Raw genomic sequence first — 23,218 nt, forward strand, 5'->3', positions numbered from 1 at the left:
CTCATGAGCTCCGGCATCGCCTACCCCCGCCCGCGGCGCTCGGTGCTGTACATGCCGGCAGCGAACGCCCGAGCGCTCGAGAAGGCCCGCAGCATCGACGCCGACGCTCTCATCTTCGACCTCGAAGACGCCGTGGCGCCCGATGCGAAGGAGTCCGCCCGCGAGGGTGCGTGCGCCGCAGCATCTTCGGGCGAGTACGGCTACCGGGAGCTGACGATTCGCTGCAACGGGCTCGACACTCCGTGGGGGCGTGATGACATCGCGGCCGCCGGTGCTGCGGCACCGTCCGCGGTGGTCATCCCCAAGGTGTCAGGCGCCGCCGATCTGGCAGCAGTGGCCGGCCTGCTGGAGGCAGCGGGCGCGCCCGAATCCACTCGCATCTGGGCCATGATCGAAACACCGGCGGGCATTGCCAACGCCCGCGAGATCGCCAGTTTCGACCGAACCGATGCCGTAGTGATGGGCACCAACGACATGGCTAAAGAATTGCGGGCCACCATCACGCCTGATCGTGCCGCGCTGGTGCCGCATCTGGCCACCTGCCTGGTGGCTGCCCGCGAGGCAGGCGTGAGCGCCCTCGATGGCGTCTACAACGACATCCGCGATGCCGATGGATTCGCCGTGGTCTGCCGGCAGGGAGCAAACTTGGGTTTCGATGGCAAGACGCTGATCCATCCCAGCCAGGTCGAGCCGTGCAATGAAGCCTTCTCACCGAGCCTCGATGAGCTGGACTTCCACCGTCGGGTCATGGAAGCGTTGGAAGTGGCAGTCGCGGAAGGTCGTGGGGTGGTAACCGTGGACGGCAAGATGGTCCAGAATCTTCACGTGGACGAGGCCCGGCGGGCCATTGCGCTCGCCGACGCGATTGAACAGCGCTGAGGGAGGCAGCTGCCATGCCGATGCGGACGAACTGCCAACACTACGAGAGCCGGACGTATCCGAACGGCGACACGGTGCGCAAGTGCAATCTTGACCTAGCGCCGGAAGCCCCGTGGCGTTGCCCGGAGGATTGTCCCTCGTACTCGCCCCGGCGCCTCGATGTCGGCTGGCAGCACGGTTCGCTGGGCGTCCAGAATTTCGCAAAGGAACCCGAGAGCATCGGCCAGGACGACTCCATCGCGGCGCTGCTGGACGAGGCCGAAGACATCGTGAATATGGCGGGTCCGCGCATCTTCGACGAGGTCGCTGCCGAGCATGCCCGAACCAAGGGACTCCGGGCCAAAATGCGAGGTCGCAGCGGCAAGAAACAGCGCAAGAAGCGCCGCCGGCGCAACTGAGCCCGTCGCCGACACGCCGATAGCCTCCGAACAGTGTTCACGCCCAATCTGGTCGACGCGATCGACGGCTCCGACGCGTTGACCAAGCGGCGTCGCGCCGCCGCGGACCGGGCGGCGGCGGTCGGCATGCCGTCGTTCACCGAAGAGGTCTGGCGCTACACCCCGATCGACGATCTCGACGCTGATCGGTACGCCTTCGGAACGCCCGGCGGTTCCGCAGGCCCGGAGGGTCTGGTTACGGGCGTCGATGACGATGCCGCCGCAGTGATCCGCGTCACAAATGGGGCCATCGTGGATGTGTCTGTTCAGGCAGACGGCATCAGCGTGATGACACTCGATGACGGCGCCGAGGATCTGATCGGGATCGTGGCTCCTGAGGGTCCCGATGTGTTCGGCGATTGGAACCTGGCGCTGTCCGCAGCGCCGGTCGCGATCAGGATCGAGCCGGGGGCAGTGATTGCTGCGCCGGTCGTCGTCCACGTTCACACCGATGCGGACGGGCTGGCCTGGTTCCCCCGACTCGTCGTTGTGGCCGGGCGCACAAGCCAGGCCACCGTTATCGAGCACCACACCGGCGGTGACGCGCCTGCACTCATCTGCCCACTCACCGAGCTGAGCCTCGGCGACGGTGCGCACCTCGGCCACCTCACCGTGCAGGAACTCGGCGATGCCGCGTGGCAGCTCGTCAACCACTGCTCGGACGTGGGCCGGGACGCCAACCTGCGGATTGGGCACGTGGCGATGGGCGGCGCGTATGCCCGTGCCCGCATCGGCACGGACATGACGGGTCGTGGCGGCCACAGCGAGATCGACGCTGTGTATTTCGGCCGTGGTACTTCCACGCTCGACTTCCGCACGTTCCAGACCCACGTGGCACCCCACACCACCTCTGACCTGCTGTTCAAGGGGGCGGTCGACGACCACGCCCGGGTGGTCTACACCGGGCTGATCCGTATCGAGGCCGATGCCTTCCATGTCGTGGCCGAGCAGACCAACCGGAATCTGAAGCTGTCGCCGTATGCGTGGGCCGAGTCGGTGCCGAACCTCGAGATCGAGAACAACGACGTGCAGTGCAGCCACGCCTCCTCGACCGGTCCCGTCGACGCCGACCAGCGCTTCTACCTCGAGAGCCGTGGCGTGCCGACCGACGTGGCCGAGGCACTCGTGGTGCGGGGCTTCTTCGACGAGGTCCTCAATGCGCTGCCGTCGCAGCAGATCTCTGCGTCGGTGCGTCGGCGAATCGATGAACTGGTATCCCCGGCAGGGGCGTCATGAGCGAAGCAGTCGAGGTCCGCACCGTGGTGCTGTGCCAGCGAGATGACGTCCCTGACGGCGAAGCTCGACGCTTCGATGTCGACGGTCATCGCATCGCGCTCGCTCGCATCGGCGACGACTTCTATGCCATCGGCGATCGATGCACCCACCAGAACTACTCGTTGGCCGACGGCTGGGTGTGGCCCGATGAATGCGCGCTTGAGTGCCCTCAGCACTCGTCGAGCTTCGATCTGCGCTCCGGGCGGCCGAATTGCTTCCCCGCCACCCAGCCGGTGCCGGTTTACGAGATTCGCACCCAAGGCGATGGCGTTGCGGTGGTGCTGCCATGAGCGCGGGCTCTACCCACACCCTGCGCATCGAGGGCCTGTGTGCGTCCGCGGGCGGTCAGGAGATCCTCCAAGGCATCGACCTCGAAGTGTCCTCGGGACGGGTGCACGCAGTCATGGGCCCCAACGGCTCGGGCAAGAGCACGCTCGCTCATGTGGTGATGGGCCGACCGGGCTACGAGGTCACCGCAGGTTCGGTCACCTTTGACGGAATTGACGTCTTGAGCCTGGCTCCCTGGGAGCGAGCCCAAGCCGGGCTGTTCCTGGCGATGCAGCATCCGACCGAGGTGCCAGGTGTCTCGGCAGCCCAGGCGCTGTCGGAGGCTCTTGCGTTGCGAGCCGGCAATGACGGCTCGGGTGCCGATCGGCTGGAACGGACCCGGAGCCTGCTGGAAGCCGAAGCAGCGGCAGTCGGGCTGAAGGCTGAGCTGGTGGCGCGCCCTCTGAATGTCGACATGTCAGGCGGCGAGAAGAAGCGGAACGAAACGGTCCAGCTGGCGGTGCTGCAGCCGCGCATCGCCATCCTGGACGAGATCGACAGCGGCCTCGACATCGACGCCTTGCGAGCGTGCGCCAAACGCATCGAGGCACTCACTGAGACCGGCCTGGGTGTCTTGGCCATCACGCACTTCACCCGGGTTCTGGAGTACCTCCGACCTGACGAAGTCCACGTGATCGTGGATGGCCGCATCGTCGACTCTGGCGGACCCGAACTCGCCGAAGCGCTTGAAGCGGACGGCTACGCCCCGTACTTGCCTGACGAACCAGAAGCGGGCGTGGCGGTGTCCATCGGCGGGCTCGACAGCTCCCTCGCTGCAGGGGCGCGGCCGTCACCCGCCGACGATCCGTTTGCTGACCCCTGGGCAGACCCGCTCGATGAATTGGGCTGAGCGCCGCTGGATCTTCCTTGACGCGAGCGGCATAGCGCGCTTTCGATGTGCCTGCCGGTTGGTGTTGACTGGGCAAGGGGAAACATGAGGAGGATGATCCAATGGCACGAGAGCTGTTGTCGCAGGACGAACTTGCAGAACTGGCGGCCGAGTTGGGGGACTGGGACGTGTCGGGAGCTGAATTGCGTCGCACGTTCCGCTTCGGGAACTTCGTGGAGGCGTTCGGATTTATGGCCTCTGCGGCCCTCGTGGCCGAGAAGATGGACCACCATCCCAATTGGTCGAACGTGTACAGCACGGTTGAGGTCGCGCTGAACACGCACGATCGCGGCGGCGTGACCGAGTTGGACGCTGCACTTGCGCGCGCCATGGATGGCTTGGCGGGCGGCGCAAGCTGATCGCTGTTCGATGGCTCGCAGACGCCTGAAGCGGCGCAAGAAGAGGGAACGATCCGCAACTCCGCACATGGTGGAGGGAACGATGGAGTCGAAGCCCGGCGCGCGCCGCCTGCTGCACCAGCTCTTCGAAGCATGGGTGCGCCTGCGGCCGGCTCGGGTCACGCTCGGTGTGCGCGGACTCGTGGTCGACCCTAAAGGCCGGATTTGCTTGGTCCGGCACACCTACCGGGACGGCTGGTTCCTGCCAGGCGGCGGCGTGAAGCCACGTGAGACGCTCTCGGAGGCGGCAGCCAGAGAGCTGCGTGAAGAGACCGGCATTGTCGTTGCCGAGGCTCCCCGGAAGGTGCTCGGCGTGTACTCCTCGCGCCATGGGCGTCGCAGCGACCACATCGTGGTGTTCGTCGTCACCGATTGGCGGGTTGAAGAGTCCGTCTCGCCCGAGATAGCCGAGGTGGCCTTCTTCCCCCCCGGCGAGCTGCCGCCCGGCACGACGCCCGGCACCTCACGCCGCATCTCCGAGTGGATGACAGGAGTCCCCCCCGGCCACCGCTGGTAACCGTTCCAGCAGAGCCTCTGTCCAGCTCGGCCGAGTTCGGTGAGGACCGAATTGAGCGCGCGCGGGCCAACCTGACGACCCAAGAAATGTCGGGCAGACGGATTGTTGTTGCTGTATAGGATCAGAACATGAGGATCGTGTATCTGCGCTCGCTCCTCAGTGATCTGCTGAGCCGTGAGGATCACGCAGAGTTCGTTCGATCCCTCGACGACGACACCGACCTCGCCACGACATGAGCCAGATCGTCCGCGATAACTATCTCCAGCGCGACCTGATCTCCCACAGCATGGTGATCGAGTGAGCGACTCGGGTGACGACGACTCGGTCAGCGTGCGCAGAATCGACGACATCCGCTCGCTTGTCGGCTGCTTGCCGGGTGAACCCGATTTGACCGAGGCCCTGCTCTTGGAACGGCGGGCAGATCGCGAAAGAGAGGAACGCCGTATAGCTGAGTTCCGTGCCCCGCAGATGACTAGAGGCGAGGGGTGCGGGGTGGGTGGCCCATGAGGATGCGGCCGTAGCCCTCCAGCGCTGGGTCGAGCGCCGTGATTGCGTGCATGTTGATGGCCTGCAGATCGGCCTGGAAGCGGCCGATTCGGTTGGTGTCGCGCACGCCACGGCCCCCGGTCGCCAGGTAGAGCGTTTCAACGGCTTCCAGGCAGCGTCGGACTGCGTAGGCGCAGTCGAGCCGCACCCTTGCTCGAAGTGGGAGCTCCATGAACTCCCCGTTGCGTGCGGTCTCGGTGATCAGCTCTGCGGTTCGCCGCAGCAGCAACTCGCCCTGGTCGATGAGCGCGTGAGACTCGGCGAACTGCCGGTGTGTCAGCGGCCAATCGGCTTGCAGCACGTCGACGTGGCTGATGATCTTGCCGTCCACTTCCTCGGCGAATGCTGCCAGCGACGCCCGGGCGGCACCGATCGCGACGGGCGTGAGGGCGTACGCCAAGGTCGGCATGAGCGCACTGCGCTGGATCCAGCCGTTGTTGCGGGCCATGCCGGGTGTGTCGCCTGAAGCCAGCACTTCGCCGGGGACGAATCGGTGCTCGGGCACGTATACGTCCTTGGCCACGATGCTGCTGCTGCCCGTGGCCCGCAGACCGCTGGCGTGCCAGTCATCGAGGAATGAGATCTCGTCGGCGGGCAGGACGAACATGCCCGAAATGGGTTCGCCGCCGTTCGGCGAAGGGATGTGGCCGCCGAGGACAATCCAGCCGGCGTGGTCGATGCCTGACCCGAACGGCCAGAAGCCGTTGAGCGTCCAGCCTCTGTCGACCGGGACAGTGTCGCCCCGATCGGTCAGCACTCCGGCGACGTAGGTGTCGGGACCGCCGGCGTAGATCTCTTCCTGGCAGGCGTCCGGCCAGTGCCCCGCCAGCCAGGCGTGAGCGTTACCGACGCAAGCCAGCCAAGCCGTCGACGGGCAGCCCTCGGCCAGCGCCGCGTGCACTTCGAGATACGTGATCCAGTCGAGTTCCTGACCGCCGTTAGAGCTCGGCTGTCCGATGGTGAGCAACTCGGCGGCCCGCAACTCGTCGATGGCGTCGGCGGCGATCTGGCGGGCCCAGGGATCGGCCGCCGCTCGGGCGGCCAGCTTCGGGGCGATCTGCTGTGCCCGCTCGACGAGTTCGGTACGGCGAACAGCCTGGTCAGACATAGCCTGGGCCTACCGGTGCGAATCGACGGGTCGATCCAACCGAAGACTCACTCTGCGCTGGCCGTTTCGTCGAGACCGCTGGCAAGCGCATTCCAGCCCAGGGTCGCGCATTTGATTCTCACCGGGAACTTGACCACGCCCCGCAGCGCTTCCAGGTCGCCTAGCCGGAGCGCTCCGCCGTTGGACGCAGCGGCATCCCCATCATGCGCTTCGGATCCGTCTCCGCCGATGGTTTCTTCATGGATGGACATCATGGCCTTGAAGGCACGGGTGAGATCGCGAATCTCGCTCGTGGATTTGCCGATGACTGCAGAGGACATCATCGAAGCCGATGCCTGGCTGATTGAGCAGCCCTGGCCGCCGACCCGCAGGTCGGTCACGGTGTCGCCGTCCATCTCGAAGGTCAACACGACCTCGTCGCCGCACAGCGGGTTGAAGCCCTCGCTGCGATGCGCCGGCGGACTTTCCAGTTCGCCGCGGTTGCGCGGGTTCCGGTAGTGGTCGAGGATGATCTCCCGGTACAGGTCTTCGAGCCCAGCCATAGGGTTTCGTTCCGCCCCAGTCCTGATGCCTCTAGCGGCCGAACAGTGCGCCGACTTCGTCGAGCGCCTCAGCCAGCGAATCTACGTCGGAAGTGTCGTTGTACACGTACAGCGATGCCCGCGTCGTGGCGGTGACGCCGAGGCATCGCATGAGCGGCTTGGCGCAGTGGTGTCCTGCCCGCACGCACACGCCGCTCTGGTCGAGCACTTGGGAGATGTCGTGGGGATGCACGTCGCGGTACACGAACGACAGCACGCCGCCGCGCTGGGCTGGCTCCGAGGGACCGTGCACGGTGATGTCGTCGCCATGACGGTCGGTGAGCGTGCGCAGGGCATACCCGGTGAGGCTGACTTCGTGGGCGCGCACGGCGTTCATTCCGAGTCCTTCCAGGTACCGCACGGCGGCCCCGAGGCCCACGATCTCTGCGATGGGCGGGGTGCCGGCTTCGAACTTGTGGGGCACCGTGTTGGGCCGGAAGCCCTCCTTGGTGACGTCAAGGATCATCTCGCCGCCGCCCAGAAACGGCGGCATCGCCTCGAGCAGCTCGGAACGGGCCCACAGCACGCCCACACCGGTCGGCCCGCACATCTTGTGGCCGGTGAACACCATGAAATCCGCACCCAGCGCGCCCACATCGGTGGGCAGGTGCGGCACGTACTGGCTCGCGTCCACGCTGATCAGCGCACCTGCGTCGTGGGCTGCGGCCGCGAGCCGGGGGATGGGATTCAGCGTGCCCAACACGTTGCTCATGGCGGTGACCGACAGCAGCTTCGCCCCGTCGAGCAGGCGGTCCAGGTCCGTCAGATCCAGGCAGCCGTCGGCGGTGATCGGAATCCAGCGGATCTCGAAACCCCGCTCGGCCGCCAGGATGTGCCAGGGGACGATGTTGGCGTGGTGCTCCATCTCGGTGAGCACAATCGCATCAGCCGGGCCCAGGTTGGAGCCGCCCCATGAACGGGCCACCAGGTTCATGGCCTCGGTGGCGTTCTTGGTGAAGATGATCTCGTCGGCACTGGGCGCCGAAATGAAGCGAGCGACATCCGCTCGGGCACTTTCCATCTGCTCAGTGGCCGCCGCGGCGATCTCGTACGCGCCGCGATGGACGTTGGCGTTGATGGTGCGGTAGTAGTCGTCCATGGCGTCGAGCACGGCAGCGGGCTTCTGCGACGACGCCGCAGAGTCCAGGTAGACGATCGGATGGCCGTGGACGCTGCGTTCGAGCAGCGGGAACTGCGCCTTCACCGGCGCATCGATAGGGCCGTCGATGGCGACGTCGCCCCCGGTGCTCACGCCGCGGCCTTCTGCTCGAAGGGCTCGTAGCCGTCGCGTTCGAGTTCGGCGGCCAGTTCGGGACCGCCCGAGGCCACGATCCGCCCGTCGACCAGCACATGCACATGGTCGGGTTCGATCTCGTCGAGCAGGCGCTCGTAGTGGGTGATGAGCACGACACCCATTTGCGGCCGCTCGGCGCGCACCTGCTGCAGGCCCGTTGCAACCACCCGCAGGGCGTCGATGTCGAGCCCCGAATCGGTCTCGTCCAGGACGGCCACGTCGGGCTCGAGCAGGGCTAGCTGCAGGATCTCATTGCGCTTGCGCTCGCCGCCGCTGAACCCCTCGTTGAGGTAGCGGTCCATGAACGACTCGTCCATGCCGAGCCGTGACATCCATTCGCCCATGGCGACATAGATCTCGATGGCCGACACGTCTTCGCCACGGCGTGCCGAAACTGCTTGGCGCAAGAAGTTGCGCACCGATACGCCAGGGATGTGCTGGGGGTACTGGAAGGCCAGGAACAGGCCGGCCTTGGAGCGGGCATCGGGATCCCATTCGGAGATGTCGTCGCCGCGATACCGGATCTCACCGCCGGTCACCTCGTACTCGGGCGATCCCAGGATCGTCGTGGCGAGCGTCGACTTGCCCGATCCATTGGGGCCCATGATGGCGTGGCATTCGCCCGCGTTGACCACCAGATCCACGCCGTGGAGGATCGGCGGTCCGTCAACTGCTCGCACACCCAAACTGTCGATCTCGAAGAGGGGTGCGCCCCCCGCAGCGTCCGGCGCAATGTCGGCTGCCGCGCCTCCCGGCGCTGTGTCGCCCAATGCCATCAGACGCAGTGTATGGCTGGCCCCAAATGCCCCAACCGGCGCCCCTGATGGAGATGGCGGGTGTCTCCGATCGCCTGCGTCGTCAACTGTGCCGGTCGCGCCTCGCTCGCTCGACGCGCTCGACGATCTGCTCCGAGCTGGATCGGATGGTGCGCATGGCTGCAGCCGCCAACTGCGTGGCGGCTTCGCCAAGGGTCGGTTCCGACGGCGTCGGAGAATCCGGGGCTTCGGGTTCTGGTTCGGACGCTTCAGGCTCGGCTGACGCGTCTGGTTGGGCATCGGAGACCCGCATGAACCTCGCTGTCAGCACCCCGTACCGGCGTTCGGTGTTCGCGTGGTCGAAGAAGATGCTCTGCTCGGCGCTCTGGTAGGCGCCGTTGCCGAACTTCTCGAAGCAGCGAAACGACTGGATGGCGAATTCGGGCGCGAAGTGTTCGACCACGTCCCAGTCGAAGCAGATTGGCTCTTGCGGCGTCGGGCGATCGTGCACGTCGGTGATCAGGAGCAGCAGGCCACCGGGGGCAGTGAGGCGCTTCATCTCGGCGATCGCTGCCTCGAGATCATCGACGTGGTCGAGCGAGTTGAACGAGCAGACGATGTCGAAGCTGGCATCGGAGTACGGGATTGTCTCCGCGCCGGCTGCGACGTAGGTCATCGCGTGTTCGGCAGCTCCCATCTGCAGGTAATCGTCAGCCAGCGGATCCACGCCCACCCGCTCGCGGGCCATGGTCGCCCACTCCAGCGACCCCCGGGGGCCGCAGCCGATGTCGAGCACCCGCTTGTCGCGGTAGTCGTCGTGGGTCAGGCCGAAGTGATCGGTGTAGAAGCGCTCGAACCAGTAGTTATCGAGCTTCCCTTCGGCGTCCTTGCGTTTCGACCAGTAGGCCAGCTCGCCGACGCCCTTGCTGACAACTTCGCCCTCAGACACCCGATCTCGCTCCCATTGCCCAAAGGACGCTAGTTCCAGAGGCTGTCGACCACGTCGAGCCAGAGTTGAGTGGTCAGCGCGAGTGATTCGACGTCGATGCGCTCGTCGTTGCCGTGGAAGCGGGCGCCATAGTCGCCGCCGTCCAGATCGGGGCTGAACAGACCGGCCCCATAGGCCACAGCGCCCATGTCGCGGTACACGCGGGAATCGGTGAAACCGATGATGAGCTGTGGGGTGAGCCGCGCTGTGGGAAAGCGTCGCCCTACCGCCACCTGCAGCGCATCCCACAGCGGCGTCTCGACGCGGCTGACCGAAGCCGGATCGTTCATGATGATCTCAACCTCGACATCGTCGGCCAGATCGCCGAGCGCCTCGTCCAAGTGCGCCTGCACCTCCGCGGCGCCCTCGCCTGGCAGCGTGCGTACGTCCACCTCGATGTCGACGTGGTCAGGGATGACGTTCGTCTTCATGGTCGTGGGTGCGCCGATGACGTTCGGCGAGAATGAGGTGTGGGTGCACGAGTACAGGTGCGCCGCCACCGACGCACTGGGATGGGCGTCCAGCCAGTCCTCGACGAGCGCCTCGTCCAGCATGACTGCCCGGGTCTCGTCGTCGACTCCGAGAGTGTCAACTTGCTCGCGCCACAGCTCGTGGAACCGCGGGGGCGGCCGGTACTGCGAGATGCGATGCACGACGGCGGCCGCCTTGATGAGGGCGTTCTCCTGCCGGAACGGGCGTGAGCCGTGTCCCGGTACGCCGCGCACTCGCAGTCGACGCCAAGCCACGCCCTTCTCACCCACATTCATGCTGATGAACGGAGCATCGGATGATCCCGAGTGCAGGCCGCCGTTCTCGGTCAGCACATAGTCGGCACCGATCGCATCGGGGTGGTTCTCGGCCATCCAGCGAGCCCCGTAGGCCGAGCCGGCCTCCTCGTCGGCGCAGGCGAAGTAGATGAGGTCGCCTTTGGGTCGGTAGCCCGTTTCGGCCATGTGCCGGAATGCCACCGCCATCGAAGATGTGAGGTTCAGCATGTCCACCGCGCCGCGGCCCCACACCTCGCCGTCGATGAGTTCGCCTCCGAAGGGGTCGCGGCTCCAGCCGTCGGGATTGACTGGCACCACGTCGGTGTGGCCCATCAGACACAGGGTGGACGCATTCGGATCGCTGCCTTCGATGCGGGTGACGAGCGACCGCCGGCCCGGAGCCGCATCGAACACCTCAAGATCCAGGCCTGCACCCTCCAGGTAGGCCTGAATGGTGTCGGAGTTGCGAACCTCGCCCCCGGACTCCGTTGTGCCGTAGTTGACGCACTCATTGCGGATCAGGGTCTGCAGCAGCTCGACGGTTTGGCCGGTGCGGCGATTCTCGTCGCTGGTCCTTGCAGCAAATGACTGGCTCATGGGCTGCAACCTAGGCGGTGCCTGTGGTCGAATGACCCGATGGACACGAGCTTTGGGGACGAAGCGGGCATCTGCGGGCTGACGGCGACGCAGATGGCGGCGATGCTGGCGAACGGTGAAATCTCGGCGCGAGAATTGCTCGCGGCACACCTTGAACGCATCAGCCAGGTCAATCCGGCCGTGAATGCGATTGTGACATTCACGCCCGAACTGGCCGCCGAGCGGGCGGCTGCGGCCGATGAAGCCCACGCCCGCGGCGAGTCGCTCGGGTTGCTGCATGGTCTGCCGGTGGCGCACAAGGATCTGGCGCTCACCGCCGGTGTTCGCACCACGTTGGGCTCGCCGCTGTTCGCAGACTTCGTGCCGGACATCGATGCGCTGGTGGTCGAGCGTCAGCACCAGGCGGGGGCAGTCATGGTGGGCAAAACCAACACACCCGAGTTCGGCGCCGGCTCGCACACGTTCAATCCGGTGTTCGGCATCACCCGCAACCCCTATGACCTCACCAAGACGTGCGGCGGTTCCAGCGGGGGAGCAGCGGTTGCACTGGCTACCCGGATGCTGCCGCTGTGCGACGGCTCGGACCTCGGTGGCTCGCTGCGCAACCCTGCCGCGTTCTGCAACATCGTGGGCTTCCGGCCATCCCCAGGACGGGTGCCGTCAACCACCTCGCAGGACGCTTGGTTCCCGTTGGCGGTCGAAGGCCCGATGGCCCGGACCGTGACCGACGTGGCGTTCTTCCTGCGAGCGCTGGCGGGCCCCGATGACCGCTCGCCGGTGTCGAACCAGGAGTCGCCGGAGGTCTTTGCAGGCTCGTTGGAGCGAGATCTGCGCGGCGTGCGGGTGGCGTGGTCGCCCGATGCGGGCGGACTGCCCATCGATCCTGCGGTGCGGGCCGCGACGGCGAACGTGTCTGATGTGCTCAGCGACTTGGGCTGCGAGGTCGTCGAGGCCTGGCCGGACCTGTCCGATGCCCCGCAGATCTTCCAGGCCCGGCGGGCGTGGCTGTTCGCTGTCGGCTTCGGGCCGCTGCTGGAGCAGTACCGGGACCAGCTGAAACACACCGTGGCGTGGAACATCGAACAGGGTCTCGCCATGTCCATCAGCGAGTACGCCGACGCCTGCCGCCGCCACACCCAGTTATTCGCCGGCGTCGATGCGTTCATGTCCCCTGCCGATGGCGGCTTCGAGTTCCTTGCGTGCCCGACTACCCAGGTGCCGCCCTTCGATGTCGAGGTCGAATACCCCACCGAAATCGACGGGGTCGAATTCGAGACCTACATCGACTGGATGCGCTCGTGCAGCGACATCACCGTCACGACCCACCCCGCCATCTCAGTGCCGGCTGGCTTCACGGCTGACGGCCTGCCCGTCGGCCTGCAGCTGGTCGGCCGCCATCGCGCCGACCGCTCAGTGCTTGAACTCGCTCACGCTTGGGAGTCCGTCACCCGCCACATCGACGTGCTCCCGCCGCTGTCCCCAACATCCTGAACCCCCGAGAGCGTCCGTCTGCTCGGCAGGCGGCTCGGTAGCCTGCCGCCCGTGTCTGAGGCGACGTCTGACGGGTCAGTAACGGCCGTTGAGGCCCATGGACTCGTCCGCGACTTCGGCTCTAAAAGGGCCGTCGACGGCGTTGATCTGCTGGTCCGCCAAGGTGAGATCTTCGGCTTTCTGGGACCGAATGGCGCCGGCAAGAGCACGACCGTGCGAATGCTGTGCACGCTGCTGCGCCCGACGGCGGGCACCGCCAGGGTCGCCGGCTATGACGTGGCGAAGAGCCCCGGTGAGGTGCGGATCCGCATCGGCGTCGCCATGCAAGACGCAGCGCTCGACGAGAAGCAGACCGGCCGCGAGATCCTTGACCTGCAGGCCCGGCTCTATGGGCTGCGCCCCGCCGACCGGGCTGCATCCATTGAGCGGGCTATCGACCTCGCCGACATCGGCGACGCCATCGATGCCCGTATCTCCACCTACAGCGGCGGCATGAAACGGCGGCTGGACCTAGCGGCGTCGTTGATCCACGCCCCTGAGGTGATCTTCTTGGACGAGCCCACAACGGGCCTCGACCCTGTGAGCCGAACCCAGGTGTGGGACGAGGTGCGCCGCCTCAATGACGAGCTGGGCGTGACGGTCTTCCTGACGACGCAATACCTGGAAGAAGCCGATGTGCTGGCCGATCGGGTGGCGATCCTGGCCGACGGGCGCATCGTGCAACAGGGCACGCCCACCGAGCTGAAGCGGGCCGTGGGCGCCGACGTGATCGTGGTGGATCTCGAGCCCGAAGTCATCGCTCGCGCGGCGGAGGCTGCGAAGTCCGTGCCTCAGGCTGACGATGTGACTGCGGGTCGCCACGGCATCACCATTGCGACTTCGGATGGCGCGGGGCTCGTCGGTGCCGTCGCTGTGGCACTGGCCGGTGCCGACGTGCATCCAACAGCGCTCACCGTGCGGACACCCTCGCTGGACGACGTGTTCCTGCAGGCGACGGGCTACCGCATGGCCGCAGCCGAAGAGGCTGCGGCAGAGAGCACAGCCGCAGCCGAAGAGGCTGCGGCAGACCAGGCCGATTCGGTCGCTCCAGGCACACACCCCGACGGCGTGCACGCCGCAGCGGGAGACGGGTCATGACCGAAGCCGCTGTCGCCCCGGGGGGAGGCCTGACCCACGGCGTCGGCTTCCTGACCGACATAGCGACGATCTCCAGGCGGGCTGTCCGAAGCGTGGTGCGCGAACCCGAGTACCTGATCCCAGCGCTGATCATCCCCGTCTTCTTCTTTGTCGTGAATACCGGCGCCTTGGAGTCGTTCGTGGAGGGTCAGGCGCCTTCGGGGAGCAATGTCGGCCTCGACTACCGGGCGTTCCAGCTTCCGGTCGCGATCATCTTTGCTGTCACGGGCATTTCTCGGGCGAGCGTGCTCGTGATCGACATTCAGTCCGGCTATCTCGACCGGATGCTCGTAACGCCGATTCGCCGGTCCACGCTGCTGTTCGGGCTGATGGTGGCTGACATCGTGATGGCGCTCGGACTGGCCCTGTTCGTGGTCGCGATGGGCCTCGCCTTCGGGGTGTGGTTCGAGACCGGCTTCTTGGGGTTCTTGGTCTTCTTGCTGCTCGCAATTGCCTGGAGCATTGCGTACAGCGGCATCCCCTACACGGTTGCGCTACGAACCGGGAATCCGGCGGCGGTGAACTCGTCGTTCTTGATCTTCTTCCCGTTCGCGTTCCTGACGCCGTCATTCCTGCCTCGAGAGCTGATGTCAGGCTGGCTCCGCACGGTGGCGGCGTGGAACCCGGTCACCTATCTCATGGAGGCGATGCGGGCGATCCTGTTCGAAGGCTGGGACGGGCTCATGATCCTCAAGGGAGCCGCCTCAATCGTGGGGCTCGCCATCGTGACCTTCTACATCGCATTCAGGTCGCTCGGCCGCCGGGTGGCGACGGGTTAGACACGGCCGCCGCGTAGCGACGTGTGAGACCCAGCGGCTTACCAGCCTCGGTCGATCCACTCCTGCAGATGCGGTGACTCGTTGCCGATCGTGGTGTCGAGGCCGTGACCGGGCAGCACCATCGTGTCGCCCCCGAACGCCGAGAACATCCGGTCCTCGATGCTGCGGATGATCTGATCGAAGTCGCCGCCGAATCCCGTTGCGCCGGGTCCGCCCGGGAAGAGCGTGTCGCCGGAGAACAGCAGCGGCGTGCCCACGATGTGGAAGCTCATGGAGCCAGCGGTGTGACCGGGGTTGTGGATGGTGCGGATCCGCAGGCGACCCACCTCAATGACCGAGTCGTCTTCGAGAATGAAGTCGTAACTCGGCAGCATCGACGAGTCTTCGGAAGTAATGCCGACCTCGATGCCCGCATCGCGAATGGCCGGGACCGCCTGTATGTGATCCCAATGACCGTGCGTCTCGACAACCTTGGTCACGCCGAGCGCCTGGCACACCTCGAGCAGCCGCTCGTGCTCGTTCGCGGCGTCGATGAGCAGCGCTTCGCCGGTTTCGGTGCAGCGAATGGTGAAGACGTTGTTGTCGAAGTCGTCGGGGAAGCCTTGCGGCAAGTCGCCATCGACGGGACGCACGACGTGCTTGTGGACCTCGATGCCGGTGCCGGACCAGTGCAATGCCATGACCGCATCCTAAGAGGCAGCGCGGTTGGGCGAACCTCCTCGCTGACGAACCCATTGCTCCCCGCTCTTGTTCGCTGCGCTCACGGGCCGCTCGGGCCACGGCTTCGCCTCTCGGAGTCAGCGCGGATGGGCGAACCTCCTCGCTGGAGTTGGCTCAGGCTGCGTCCACGCGCACGGCGACCCGGTGCCAGCCCTCAGCGCCGTCGGGCCGGACGTCCTTGGGACCCTCGGGCTGCGTCATACCGGTGCCGTCGATGGCCCGAACCTGCAGCGAGTGCGTGCCTGCGGTGGGCGTCCAGGCCAGGTGCCACTGCACCCAGCTCTCGTCACCCAGCGCCTCGCCCAGCTCGCATTGCTGCCACGGGCCGTCGTCGATGCGTACCTCGACAGTGCTGATGCCTCGAGTCGGCGCCCAGGCGATACCTGCAATGGCGGTCGGAGTTCCGGCGACAGGCCGGTCGCCGTTGCCGGGTACGTCGATGCGGCTCTGCGTCTTCATGGGCCCCCGCTTGGACCATCCCCGCGGCACCCAGTAGCCATCGAAGGCGTCCCAGGTGGTGAGGTGGATCTCCTCGATCCACTTCACCGCTGACACGTAGCCATACAAGCCCGCCACCACCAGGCGGGCAGGGAAGCCGTGTGCGGTGGGCAACGGCTCACCGTTCATGCCGACAGCCAGCACTGCGTTGCGGCCGTCGCGCAGGACCCTCGTCGGGAATCCAGCGGTCCAGTCGTCCACCGAGCGACCGACGACCTGATCGGCACCGTCTTGCACCCCTGCCCGGTCGAGCAGGTCCACCAGCGGCACGCCGGTCCAGATGGCGTTGCCGACGAGCGTGCCGCCGACACGATTCGACACGCACGACAGCGTGATGACGTGTTCGGACAGGTCCATCGCCAAGATCTCGTCAAAGGTCAGCTCGTAGGGGTTGTCGACCATGCCGGTAAAGCGGAGCTTCCAGTTGGCCGGGTCGACCTGCGGCACCGTCAGCGCCGTGTCGATCCGATAGAAGTCGTCATTGGGCGTCAGGTAGCGAGAGATGCCGGCGACCTCGTCGAGCGTGTCCAGCGCGGCCACCTCGGCGGCTGCTGATCGGCGGGCCGCAGTCGTGGCGGTTGTCTCTGCTGCGGTTGCGGCGCCTGCGGCGGCAGCGGTGGTGGGGGGCGCGGACGGATTCAGGTTGACGTTGGCCCGGGCGGTCTCCGCCGCCGAGGGGCCGCGTACGCCCCGTCCCAGCGCCACAAGGCCTACAGCCGCCACGCCGGCGCCGCCGACGCCGAGCAGGAACGCCCGTCGGCTGGCATCGGGAGCCGGATCCGGAGCTTCCCCAGCGGCAGATTCGAGGGGCGGTTGATCGTCGCTGTGTGGGGGACTGTGGGCTGGGGCAAATCGCAACAGCATTCTCAGCGTGACGTAGCCGAGCGCTGCTGCGATCACGGCAACGATCCACGAGCCGACGAACGGGCTCATCGGGTTGCGGGCTGCAGTCCATCCGCCGATGACGGCGAACGCTGCGAAGCCTGCGAACGGCACCCAGCGTCGGCGTGACGCCATGGCGCAGGCGCCCAGCAGGCCGCCGATGAACAGCGAGACCCCGACGATGCCGATCGCCAGCACCGCCTTGTCCTTTTCGCCGAACAACTCGATGCTCAGCTTCACGGCCCAGTCAGGCGAGTAGTCCACCAACGCCTCGCCGACGGCGACCACCAGCGACGGGATCGTGTCGACCAGTCCGTCGATCAGCTCCCCGAACGCCAACGCCACGGCGGCACCCGCAATGCCGGCCAGCAAACCGGCACCGGCACCTGGCCGCCCGATAAGCCGGCGCACCGCGCCGCCATTCGATGCGGCCGACGCGACCGTGTCCGTTTCCGGCGTATCCGCGTCTGGGGTCTGGCTGGACCCGTCGCTCATTGCTGCACCGCCTCGCTGGCCGCATTGCCCGAACTGTGGCGAATGGGCTGTCGTTGTTGAGTCATGTTCGCTTGCGGATCAGCCTTGCGATCCGCCTCGCTTGTATGCGGGAAGCTCGTCACGAAAGCTAACGCCCGGCTCGCGCTGCAGGTTCCACGCCGTCTGCGTGAGTCGCACTGAGCCGTTCCTGTGTCTGGGTGATAGAACTTCGCCTGACTATTGCACCGGTGATCAGATTGCACTGGCTGCACCCGGCCCGGAGGCGTGTCCGTGAACTTCGCATTCACCGAGGAGCAGGAAGAGCTCCGCAACTTTGTCCGCTCGTTCCTTGAGGAGAAGTCCCCGGAGACCGCCGTACGCGAGCTGATGGAGACCGACGACGGCTACGACACTGCCGTCTGGTCGCAGATGGCCGAACAGCTCGGCTTGCAGGCGCTGATCATCCCCGAGGAATACGGCGGGCAGGGTGCCAGCTACGTGGAGCTTGGCATCGTGCTGGAAGAGATGGGCCGCAGCCTGCTGTGCTCGCCCTATTTCTCCACCGTGGTGCTGGCCGGCAACGCCATCCTGCACTCCGGCAATGAGAAGGCCAAGGAAGAGCTGCTCGAGGGCATCGCCTCCGGCGAGATCATCGCAACGCTGGCCCTGGCCGAGGCAAACGGTCGCTGGGATGCCGAGGGCATCGAGGTAGAGGCCACCGACACGGGCGACTCGGCGACCATCACTGGCGAGAAGATGTTTGTGACCGACGGCGGCACAGCGAACTTGTTCATCGTGGCGGCCCGTTGCAACGGCGGCATTCACCTGTTCACAGTCGCGGGCGATGCGGCTGGCCTCAGCCGGGAGAATCTCGCCACGATGGACCAGACCCGCAAGCAGGCCCGGATCTCATTCAACAACACGCCTGGGAAGCACCTGTGCGACACCGACAACTTCGCCTACATCGAAAGAGTGCTCGACCTCGCTGCTGTGGCCCTCGCGAACGAGCAGGTGGGCGGTGCGCAATTCGTGCTCGACATGGCGGTGCAGTACGCGAAGGACCGCGTGCAGTTCGGTCGTCCGATCGGCTCGTTCCAGGCCATCAAGCACAAGTGCGCCGACATGCTGCTCGAGGTCGAGTCGGCCAAGTCGGCTGCGTACTACGCCGCGTGGTGCGCCGCAGAGATGAATGACGAGCTGCCATCGGTGGCATCGCTGGCCAAGGCGTACTGCTCCGAGGCCTACTTCCACTGTGCCGCGGAGAACATCCAGATCCACGGCGGCATCGGCTTCACCTGGGAGCACCCTGCGCACCTCTACTTCAAGCGCGCGAAGAGCTCCGAGCTGATCTTCGGCGATCCCGCGTACCACCGGGAGCAGCTGGCGCAGCGCATCGGCCTGTAGACCAGACAACACAGAACGCAACGCGGCCGGTGCGCCGCATGACACGTTTGAGACCGAGGAGGCATCGGTGATCGTCACGGTCATCGTCATCTCATTGGTGATCGGCTTCGTCGTCGCCGCGGGCGTCGTCGGCACGCAGGCTCAGCGGCTTGGCCGCCAGCGACGAGAGCCGGTGTGGCGTCTCGCCGAGGCAGCGGAGTTCGTCTCCGATCTGCTGCCGTTCGACATCGCTGCCTCGCTGGACGCCGACGAGCTTGAAGCGCTGCTTCGGCAGCATCTCAATCAGCTGCAGTTCGGTCCCGCTGAGTCGGCTGGCGTCGCGGCAGGCGACACCGACGGGACTGCCAGTGACGCGAGCACGACGATCACCGAGGATCGTTCGTCTGCGGCCGACCTGTACCGCTCCGTCCGTCGCGATGGCCTCGAAGTGACGCTCGAACAGGTCTACGCCGTCGTGGACGCGCACTTGGAATACCTGCGCCGGATCGGCGCCCTCGCCGCCGTCTCCCCCGACGGTGGCTGAGTCTTGGGCCGAATCTCTCCCGTTCGGGCCATGTTGGCCACAGCTCAGGCGAGGGGAGCGTGCGCTGGACGGCAGAATGTGAACATGGACATCCCGAGGGAGCTCGCCGGCTGTCGATTCGTCGGCGACAAGCGCAACCAGATCGTCTACGACATGAAAGTGACAACAGACGATCCCGCCGTTGACGAACAGCTGGCTGCGGCCGTTGCCGACATCGTGACGGCGCAGTCCTACGCCACCTTCGGACCCGACGAGCTGCCTGAAGCGCGCAACCGCGGCTATCGGCTGTCGCGGCTCTGTCGCTAGGAGTCGCCGATGCCCCCCCCTACGGCGCTACCGTCGCGCCGCCCCGGTCGAAACGCAGCGCGGTGAGCACCACCGTCACCGAGATCACGATCGAGGGCAGCCCGCATCTTGCGGCGTTGATGGTTCGGCCGTCACGCTCGACGGGAAGCGGACCGGCGGTGGTGCTGTGTCACGGTTTCCCCTCCAAGCAGCGACCTGGCATACCGAACCGCACGTACCAGCTCTTCGCGGAGCGCATTGCCGAAGCACAGGGCTGGACGGTGCTCGCGGTCAGCATGCGGGGCTGCGGCGAGTCCGACGGCGACTTTTCCCTGCTCGGATGGATCGACGATGTCGGGCGCTCGATCGAGCACGTCTTGGAAGACGGCTGCCGCGGTGTGTGGCTGGTGGGCTCCACGACCGGGGGCTCGGTGGCCATCCTTGCTGCTGCACGCGACCCCCGGGTGCGCGGCGTGGCAGCCATGGCGCCCAGGGCCGACTTCGACGACTGGGCAGGCGACCCCAAGGCTTTCCTGGCGCACTGCCGCAATGTCGGTGTCATCAGGTCCGAGGACTTCCCGCGCTCGCCAAGCGCGTGGAACCGCGAGTTGAAGCAGAACAGGGCGGTGGACGCAGTGCAGCGGCTCACCGACCGGCCGCTGCTGATCCTGCACGGCATCAATGACCGGCAGGTGCCCTACGAAGAGGCCCGCCACCTCGCCTCGCTGCACCCCAGTGCTGAGCTGCGCCTCATCGCGGGGGCAGATCACCGCATCCGCCACGACCCCCGAGCCGTCGCCATCCTGCTGGGCTGGCTGGAGCACCAAGCCGCTGCCCAGTACGCCTAGAACGCTGCGCCCTGCTGAGCGGTGCGCCGACGCGATCTGTAGGGCCGTGTGGACTCTTGCGGAACTGCCCTCAGCTAGATCGCGACGGCTCGGCTCTCGGCTGAAGCTGGTGCATTCAACACGGCCGGGCCGTCCGGCGACGGTGTGAAGTCGATGTCGTCGGCGCCAATCTTGGCCGCCACAATGCGAACGCCTGCTACCGACTCCGCGTCGGCCTTGGCCGACGAGAGCGCCGCTTCCAGCGATTCCGCCTCACGCGCGAAGTCGAGTCTGTAGTGGCCGATGAGGGCGTCGTCACAGCCTGCCTCGTAGAGCGCATCGAAACAGGCGTCGTCCAAGAGGTCGACGGTGCGGTCAGTCTCTAGCTCAAAGTAGTGGACGCTGCGCCTGTCCATCACGATCTCCTCGCGGGGTCTGATGCCTTGCACTCGCAGCGCAAGAGACTCTTTCTGAGCCTACTCGCCTGGTTCTCGGGTACCCGAGGCGATCCGGCGATGCCCGTCGTGCAGTCTGGATTTCGGACGGGGCAGTAGGCCGTACCCCATCTGTGCGCTGAGCGGCCCGTCGCGAGCTCGATGCTCCACCCTGCTCGCTCGATTTCGCGAAGCGCTTTGCGGATCTCCTTGTTTGGGTGGATCCGTGACTTCATAAAATTTATTATAATAGATTGAAAAATAATGATACTGCACTACAACGTCAGTCCGACTGGGCGGGGTGGCGGGCGATCATCATGTTGGCGATGGAGCGGACCAGCCCTCGGTCCCGTCCACTGGCTCTCCCGTCCCCGCCTATTGGCCCTCTCACCCCGTCCACTGGCCCGCCCATCTCGGCCGATCTGCACCGCCGATGGCGTCAGATGTCATTGTCGGTCACTTGGACTCGATCGGGGTCCAGAGGCGATCGATGGGCAGTGCGATCAGGCGGCCGGTGTCGTCCAAGCGTGCGCAGTAGGGGCCGGTATGGAAGATGACGCCGGCTCGGAAACGGTCGCCCACCATCGACCGCAGCTTCGTGAGTCCGCGACGGTCGGCCGGCCGCAGCCGGCTGCCTGCCTTGATCTCGATGCCCACGACGGCGCCGTCGTAGCCGCTTTCGAGCACCAGGTCGACTTCGGTGCCATCGCGGGTTCGCCAGTGGCCGACGTTCGGGCGATGCTCCAGCCATGACGCCTGCTTGAGTACTTCTCCCACCACGAACGTCTCAACGAGGTGACCGAACTGTTGTAGCACGGCCGGGTCGAGGCGCCCCAGCTTCTCTGGGGGAAGGCGCAACAGCCGCGCCGCGACGCCCGAATCGACCATATGCGCTTTGGGCCGCTTCGAGATGACGGCTCGCTGTGTTCGACCCCATGCGGGGAGCAGCCTGACGAGGAAGCTGGCTTCGAAGAGCCTGATGTAGTCGGCTGCCGTGGAGGCTGCGAGCCCGACGTCGTCCCCGGCGCGAGACATGTTGAGCACCTGCGCGGTCTGGGCTGCGACGCGCGAGAGCAACGGCGCGAGCGCGCTCGGGCTGACGCACCCGGCCCGGTTCGAGCAGGTCACGTTCAAGGCACAGAGCGAGGAAGTCGTCGAACCAGCGGTCGCGCGCGGCGCCCGAGCGAACTAGCGCCAGAGGAAGGCCGCCCTGGGAGATGCGCTCGGCGTAGTCGTCTCGCGTTGTCGTGGACGGTGCCGAGCTCACCGCTGTGGCGGGGTCTTCGAACAGCATCTCGATCAGGGACTCGTGTTTGGCGTCGATCTCGCCTTGGGAGAAGGGGTGCAACTCAATGCGGTGCAGGCGTCCGGTGAGCGATTGCGATACGAGCGGCAGCGCGGTGAACCGTGTGGACCCTGCAAGCACGAAACGGCCTGGCGAGCTGTCGCGATTCAGTTGGGACTTGATCGCGTCAAGCAGTTCAGGGACATGTTGGTACTCGTCCACGAACAGCGGGCCCGGTCCGGACACGATCAGGGCCGGATCGTCCGATGCGGCCTCGCGCATGGCCGGATCGTCGAGGTCGACCACCTGAGCGTCGTGACGTTCGGCGAGGGCGCGCAGCAGCGTCGACTTGCCGACAGTACGCGGCCCCTGCAGCAGCAGCACCGGGTTCTCGCCCATTCGCTGCTGCGCGATGTCCTCGATACGTCGCTCAATCAGTGTCGTCACGCAGGCTCCAACGCCAGTCCCAGCAACACTACCGTGAAATTGCAGGCATTTCTACCGTGATTTTGAGGCAGTTCCCGCCGTGATCCTCGACTGACCGCTGACCGCTGACCGGTCCGGGTCAGGCTGGATCAGCGGGGTGGCGGGCCATCATCATGTTCGCCACCGCGCGCACCACCGTGGTGCCGTCTTGGTTGACGAGTTCGTGGGTCATCTTGATGATGCCGCGGTCGGGCTTGGAGCGGCTCGGGCGAACCTCCAGAATCTCGACCACGAGGGTGAGAGGGTCGCCTGGATACACCGGTGCCAGCCAGCGCAGTTCGTCGAGACCAGGCGAGCCCATGCTCGATGGCCCCAACAGGTATTCACCCAGCATCCTCATCATGATCGAGCCGGTATGCCAACCCGAGGCGATCAACTGGCCGTAGACGGTGTTACGGGCGGCCTCAGGATCGATGTGGAATGGCTGCGGGTCGAACTTGCGGCCGAATTCGATGATCTCGGCCTCGTCGATCGTCGTCGTTCCGAACGTGAAACGTTCACCGGCCTCGTAGTCGTCGAACCATCGCTGCGGGCAGGGAATGTCGCTGGGCATCGTGACAGTCTGCACGCGCCGCCCTCGCAGCGTCGGGAATCGT

Annotated in this window: 25 protein-coding genes and 1 pseudogene; 14 read left to right on the forward strand and 12 right to left on the reverse strand. The window is 66.1% G+C overall.

The annotated features are described in order from the left end of the window. Window positions 1-3 precede the first annotated feature (3 nt). From ACPXYO_RS07080 to ACPXYO_RS07110, 7 genes are all read left to right on the forward strand, one after another. Window positions 4-879, forward strand: coding sequence for an HpcH/HpaI aldolase/citrate lyase family protein (locus ACPXYO_RS07080; RefSeq protein ID WP_423918187.1), 876 nt, complete (start codon window positions 4-6; stop codon window positions 877-879). Window positions 880-893: 14 nt separating this feature from the next. Then, entirely contained in the window at window positions 894-1,277 is a 384-nt protein-coding gene (locus ACPXYO_RS07085; protein ID WP_423918190.1) for a hypothetical protein, read from the forward strand. A 33-nt stretch (window positions 1,278-1,310) separates the two neighbouring features. Then, window positions 1,311-2,552, forward strand: a complete 1,242-nt coding sequence (gene sufD / locus ACPXYO_RS07090) for a Fe-S cluster assembly protein SufD (protein ID WP_423918193.1) — start codon at window positions 1,311-1,313, stop codon at window positions 2,550-2,552. Next, entirely contained in the window at window positions 2,549-2,881 is a 333-nt protein-coding gene (locus ACPXYO_RS07095; RefSeq protein WP_420624398.1) for a non-heme iron oxygenase ferredoxin subunit, read from the forward strand. The genes sufD and ACPXYO_RS07095 overlap by 4 nt, the downstream gene beginning before the upstream one ends. Continuing rightward, complete coding sequence (sufC, locus tag ACPXYO_RS07100) at window positions 2,878-3,768, forward strand: Fe-S cluster assembly ATPase SufC (protein WP_423918197.1); 891 nt, start codon at window positions 2,878-2,880, stop codon at window positions 3,766-3,768. The genes ACPXYO_RS07095 and sufC (ACPXYO_RS07100) overlap by 4 nt, the downstream gene beginning before the upstream one ends. Window positions 3,769-3,869: 101 nt before the next feature. Further along, a complete protein-coding gene (locus ACPXYO_RS07105) occupies window positions 3,870-4,166 on the forward strand; it encodes a 4a-hydroxytetrahydrobiopterin dehydratase (protein ID WP_423918200.1) in 297 nt (98 codons plus the stop codon). A gap of 82 nt (window positions 4,167-4,248) precedes the next feature. Continuing rightward, on the forward strand, window positions 4,249-4,722 hold the full coding sequence (locus tag ACPXYO_RS07110) for an NUDIX domain-containing protein (RefSeq protein ID WP_423918202.1): 474 nt from the start codon (window positions 4,249-4,251) through the stop codon (window positions 4,720-4,722). Window positions 4,723-5,194: 472 nt separating this feature from the next. Here ACPXYO_RS07110 and ACPXYO_RS07115 read toward each other — a convergent pair whose 3' ends face one another. The 6 genes from ACPXYO_RS07115 to ACPXYO_RS07140 form a co-directional block, all read right to left on the reverse strand. Continuing rightward, window positions 5,195-6,376: a hypothetical protein gene (locus ACPXYO_RS07115; RefSeq protein WP_423918204.1), complete on the reverse strand. Its 1,182-nt coding sequence runs from the start codon at window positions 6,374-6,376 to the stop codon at window positions 5,195-5,197. Between the two features lie 47 nt (window positions 6,377-6,423). Next, window positions 6,424-6,918: a Fe-S cluster assembly sulfur transfer protein SufU gene (sufU, locus tag ACPXYO_RS07120; protein ID WP_423918207.1), complete on the reverse strand. Its 495-nt coding sequence runs from the start codon at window positions 6,916-6,918 to the stop codon at window positions 6,424-6,426. A 31-nt stretch (window positions 6,919-6,949) separates the two neighbouring features. Further along, on the reverse strand, window positions 6,950-8,209 hold the full coding sequence (locus ACPXYO_RS07125; protein WP_423918210.1) for a SufS family cysteine desulfurase: 1,260 nt from the start codon (window positions 8,207-8,209) through the stop codon (window positions 6,950-6,952). After that, window positions 8,206-8,946 carry a Fe-S cluster assembly ATPase SufC gene (gene sufC, locus ACPXYO_RS07130; RefSeq protein WP_423918734.1) on the reverse strand — a complete coding sequence of 247 codons (741 nt, stop codon included), beginning with the start codon at window positions 8,944-8,946 and terminating at the stop codon, window positions 8,206-8,208. Before sufC (ACPXYO_RS07130) ends, ACPXYO_RS07125 begins: the two co-directional genes overlap by 4 nt. A gap of 163 nt (window positions 8,947-9,109) precedes the next feature. After that, a complete protein-coding gene (locus ACPXYO_RS07135) occupies window positions 9,110-9,955 on the reverse strand; it encodes a class I SAM-dependent methyltransferase (RefSeq protein WP_423918213.1) in 846 nt (281 codons plus the stop codon). Between the two features lie 29 nt (window positions 9,956-9,984). Next, on the reverse strand, window positions 9,985-11,358 hold the full coding sequence (locus tag ACPXYO_RS07140; protein WP_423918216.1) for a M20/M25/M40 family metallo-hydrolase: 1,374 nt from the start codon (window positions 11,356-11,358) through the stop codon (window positions 9,985-9,987). Window positions 11,359-11,397: 39 nt separating this feature from the next. Between ACPXYO_RS07140 and ACPXYO_RS07145 the strand changes: the two genes are divergently transcribed. The 3 genes from ACPXYO_RS07145 to ACPXYO_RS07155 are packed head-to-tail and all read left to right on the forward strand — an operon-like array spanning window position 11,398 to window position 14,804. Next, window positions 11,398-12,849: an amidase gene (locus tag ACPXYO_RS07145; protein ID WP_423918218.1), complete on the forward strand. Its 1,452-nt coding sequence runs from the start codon at window positions 11,398-11,400 to the stop codon at window positions 12,847-12,849. A gap of 51 nt (window positions 12,850-12,900) precedes the next feature. Further along, complete coding sequence (locus tag ACPXYO_RS07150) at window positions 12,901-13,986, forward strand: ATP-binding cassette domain-containing protein (RefSeq protein ID WP_423918221.1); 1,086 nt, start codon at window positions 12,901-12,903, stop codon at window positions 13,984-13,986. After that, complete coding sequence (locus ACPXYO_RS07155) at window positions 13,983-14,804, forward strand: ABC transporter permease (protein ID WP_423918223.1); 822 nt, start codon at window positions 13,983-13,985, stop codon at window positions 14,802-14,804. Before ACPXYO_RS07150 ends, ACPXYO_RS07155 begins: the two co-directional genes overlap by 4 nt. 38 nt (window positions 14,805-14,842) lie before the next feature. Here the strand turns inward: ACPXYO_RS07155 and ACPXYO_RS07160 are convergent, their stop codons facing one another. Both ACPXYO_RS07160 and ACPXYO_RS07165 read right to left on the reverse strand, forming a co-directional pair. After that, a complete protein-coding gene (locus tag ACPXYO_RS07160) occupies window positions 14,843-15,484 on the reverse strand; it encodes an MBL fold metallo-hydrolase (RefSeq protein ID WP_423918226.1) in 642 nt (213 codons plus the stop codon). A gap of 154 nt (window positions 15,485-15,638) precedes the next feature. After that, window positions 15,639-17,399, reverse strand: coding sequence for a molybdopterin-dependent oxidoreductase (locus tag ACPXYO_RS07165; RefSeq protein WP_423918229.1), 1,761 nt, complete (start codon window positions 17,397-17,399; stop codon window positions 15,639-15,641). Between the two features lie 270 nt (window positions 17,400-17,669). Between ACPXYO_RS07165 and ACPXYO_RS07170 the strand changes: the two genes are divergently transcribed. The 4 genes from ACPXYO_RS07170 (at window position 17,670) to ACPXYO_RS07185 (ending at window position 20,438) form a co-directional block, all read left to right on the forward strand. Next, a complete protein-coding gene (locus ACPXYO_RS07170) occupies window positions 17,670-18,782 on the forward strand; it encodes an acyl-CoA dehydrogenase family protein (protein ID WP_423918232.1) in 1,113 nt (370 codons plus the stop codon). A gap of 67 nt (window positions 18,783-18,849) precedes the next feature. Continuing rightward, a complete protein-coding gene (locus ACPXYO_RS07175; protein ID WP_423918235.1) occupies window positions 18,850-19,305 on the forward strand; it encodes a hypothetical protein in 456 nt (151 codons plus the stop codon). Between the two features lie 84 nt (window positions 19,306-19,389). Beyond that, window positions 19,390-19,611 (forward strand): hypothetical protein, encoded by a 222-nt coding sequence (locus ACPXYO_RS07180; protein WP_423918238.1) that lies wholly within the window; start codon window positions 19,390-19,392, stop codon window positions 19,609-19,611. A 62-nt stretch (window positions 19,612-19,673) separates the two neighbouring features. After that, a complete protein-coding gene (locus ACPXYO_RS07185; RefSeq protein WP_423918240.1) occupies window positions 19,674-20,438 on the forward strand; it encodes an alpha/beta hydrolase family protein in 765 nt (254 codons plus the stop codon). A gap of 74 nt (window positions 20,439-20,512) precedes the next feature. Here the strand turns inward: ACPXYO_RS07185 and ACPXYO_RS07190 are convergent, their stop codons facing one another. From ACPXYO_RS07190 to ACPXYO_RS07205, 4 genes and pseudogenes are all read right to left on the reverse strand, one after another. Beyond that, window positions 20,513-20,833, reverse strand: a complete 321-nt coding sequence (locus ACPXYO_RS07190) for a hypothetical protein (RefSeq protein WP_420446678.1) — start codon at window positions 20,831-20,833, stop codon at window positions 20,513-20,515. Window positions 20,834-21,307: 474 nt separating this feature from the next. Then, a complete protein-coding gene (locus tag ACPXYO_RS07195; protein WP_423918243.1) occupies window positions 21,308-21,886 on the reverse strand; it encodes a DUF4143 domain-containing protein in 579 nt (192 codons plus the stop codon). A 346-nt stretch (window positions 21,887-22,232) separates the two neighbouring features. Beyond that, window positions 22,233-22,535: pseudogene (locus ACPXYO_RS07200) on the reverse strand (AAA family ATPase); the annotation flags it as partial. A 166-nt stretch (window positions 22,536-22,701) separates the two neighbouring features. Beyond that, entirely contained in the window at window positions 22,702-23,175 is a 474-nt protein-coding gene (locus ACPXYO_RS07205; protein WP_423918245.1) for a MaoC family dehydratase, read from the reverse strand. Window positions 23,176-23,218 lie beyond the last annotated feature (43 nt).

The sequence above is a fragment of the Candidatus Poriferisodalis sp. genome, assembly GCF_965237655.1.
In the GTDB taxonomy this organism is placed as follows: domain Bacteria; phylum Actinomycetota; class Acidimicrobiia; order Acidimicrobiales; family Poriferisodalaceae; genus Poriferisodalis.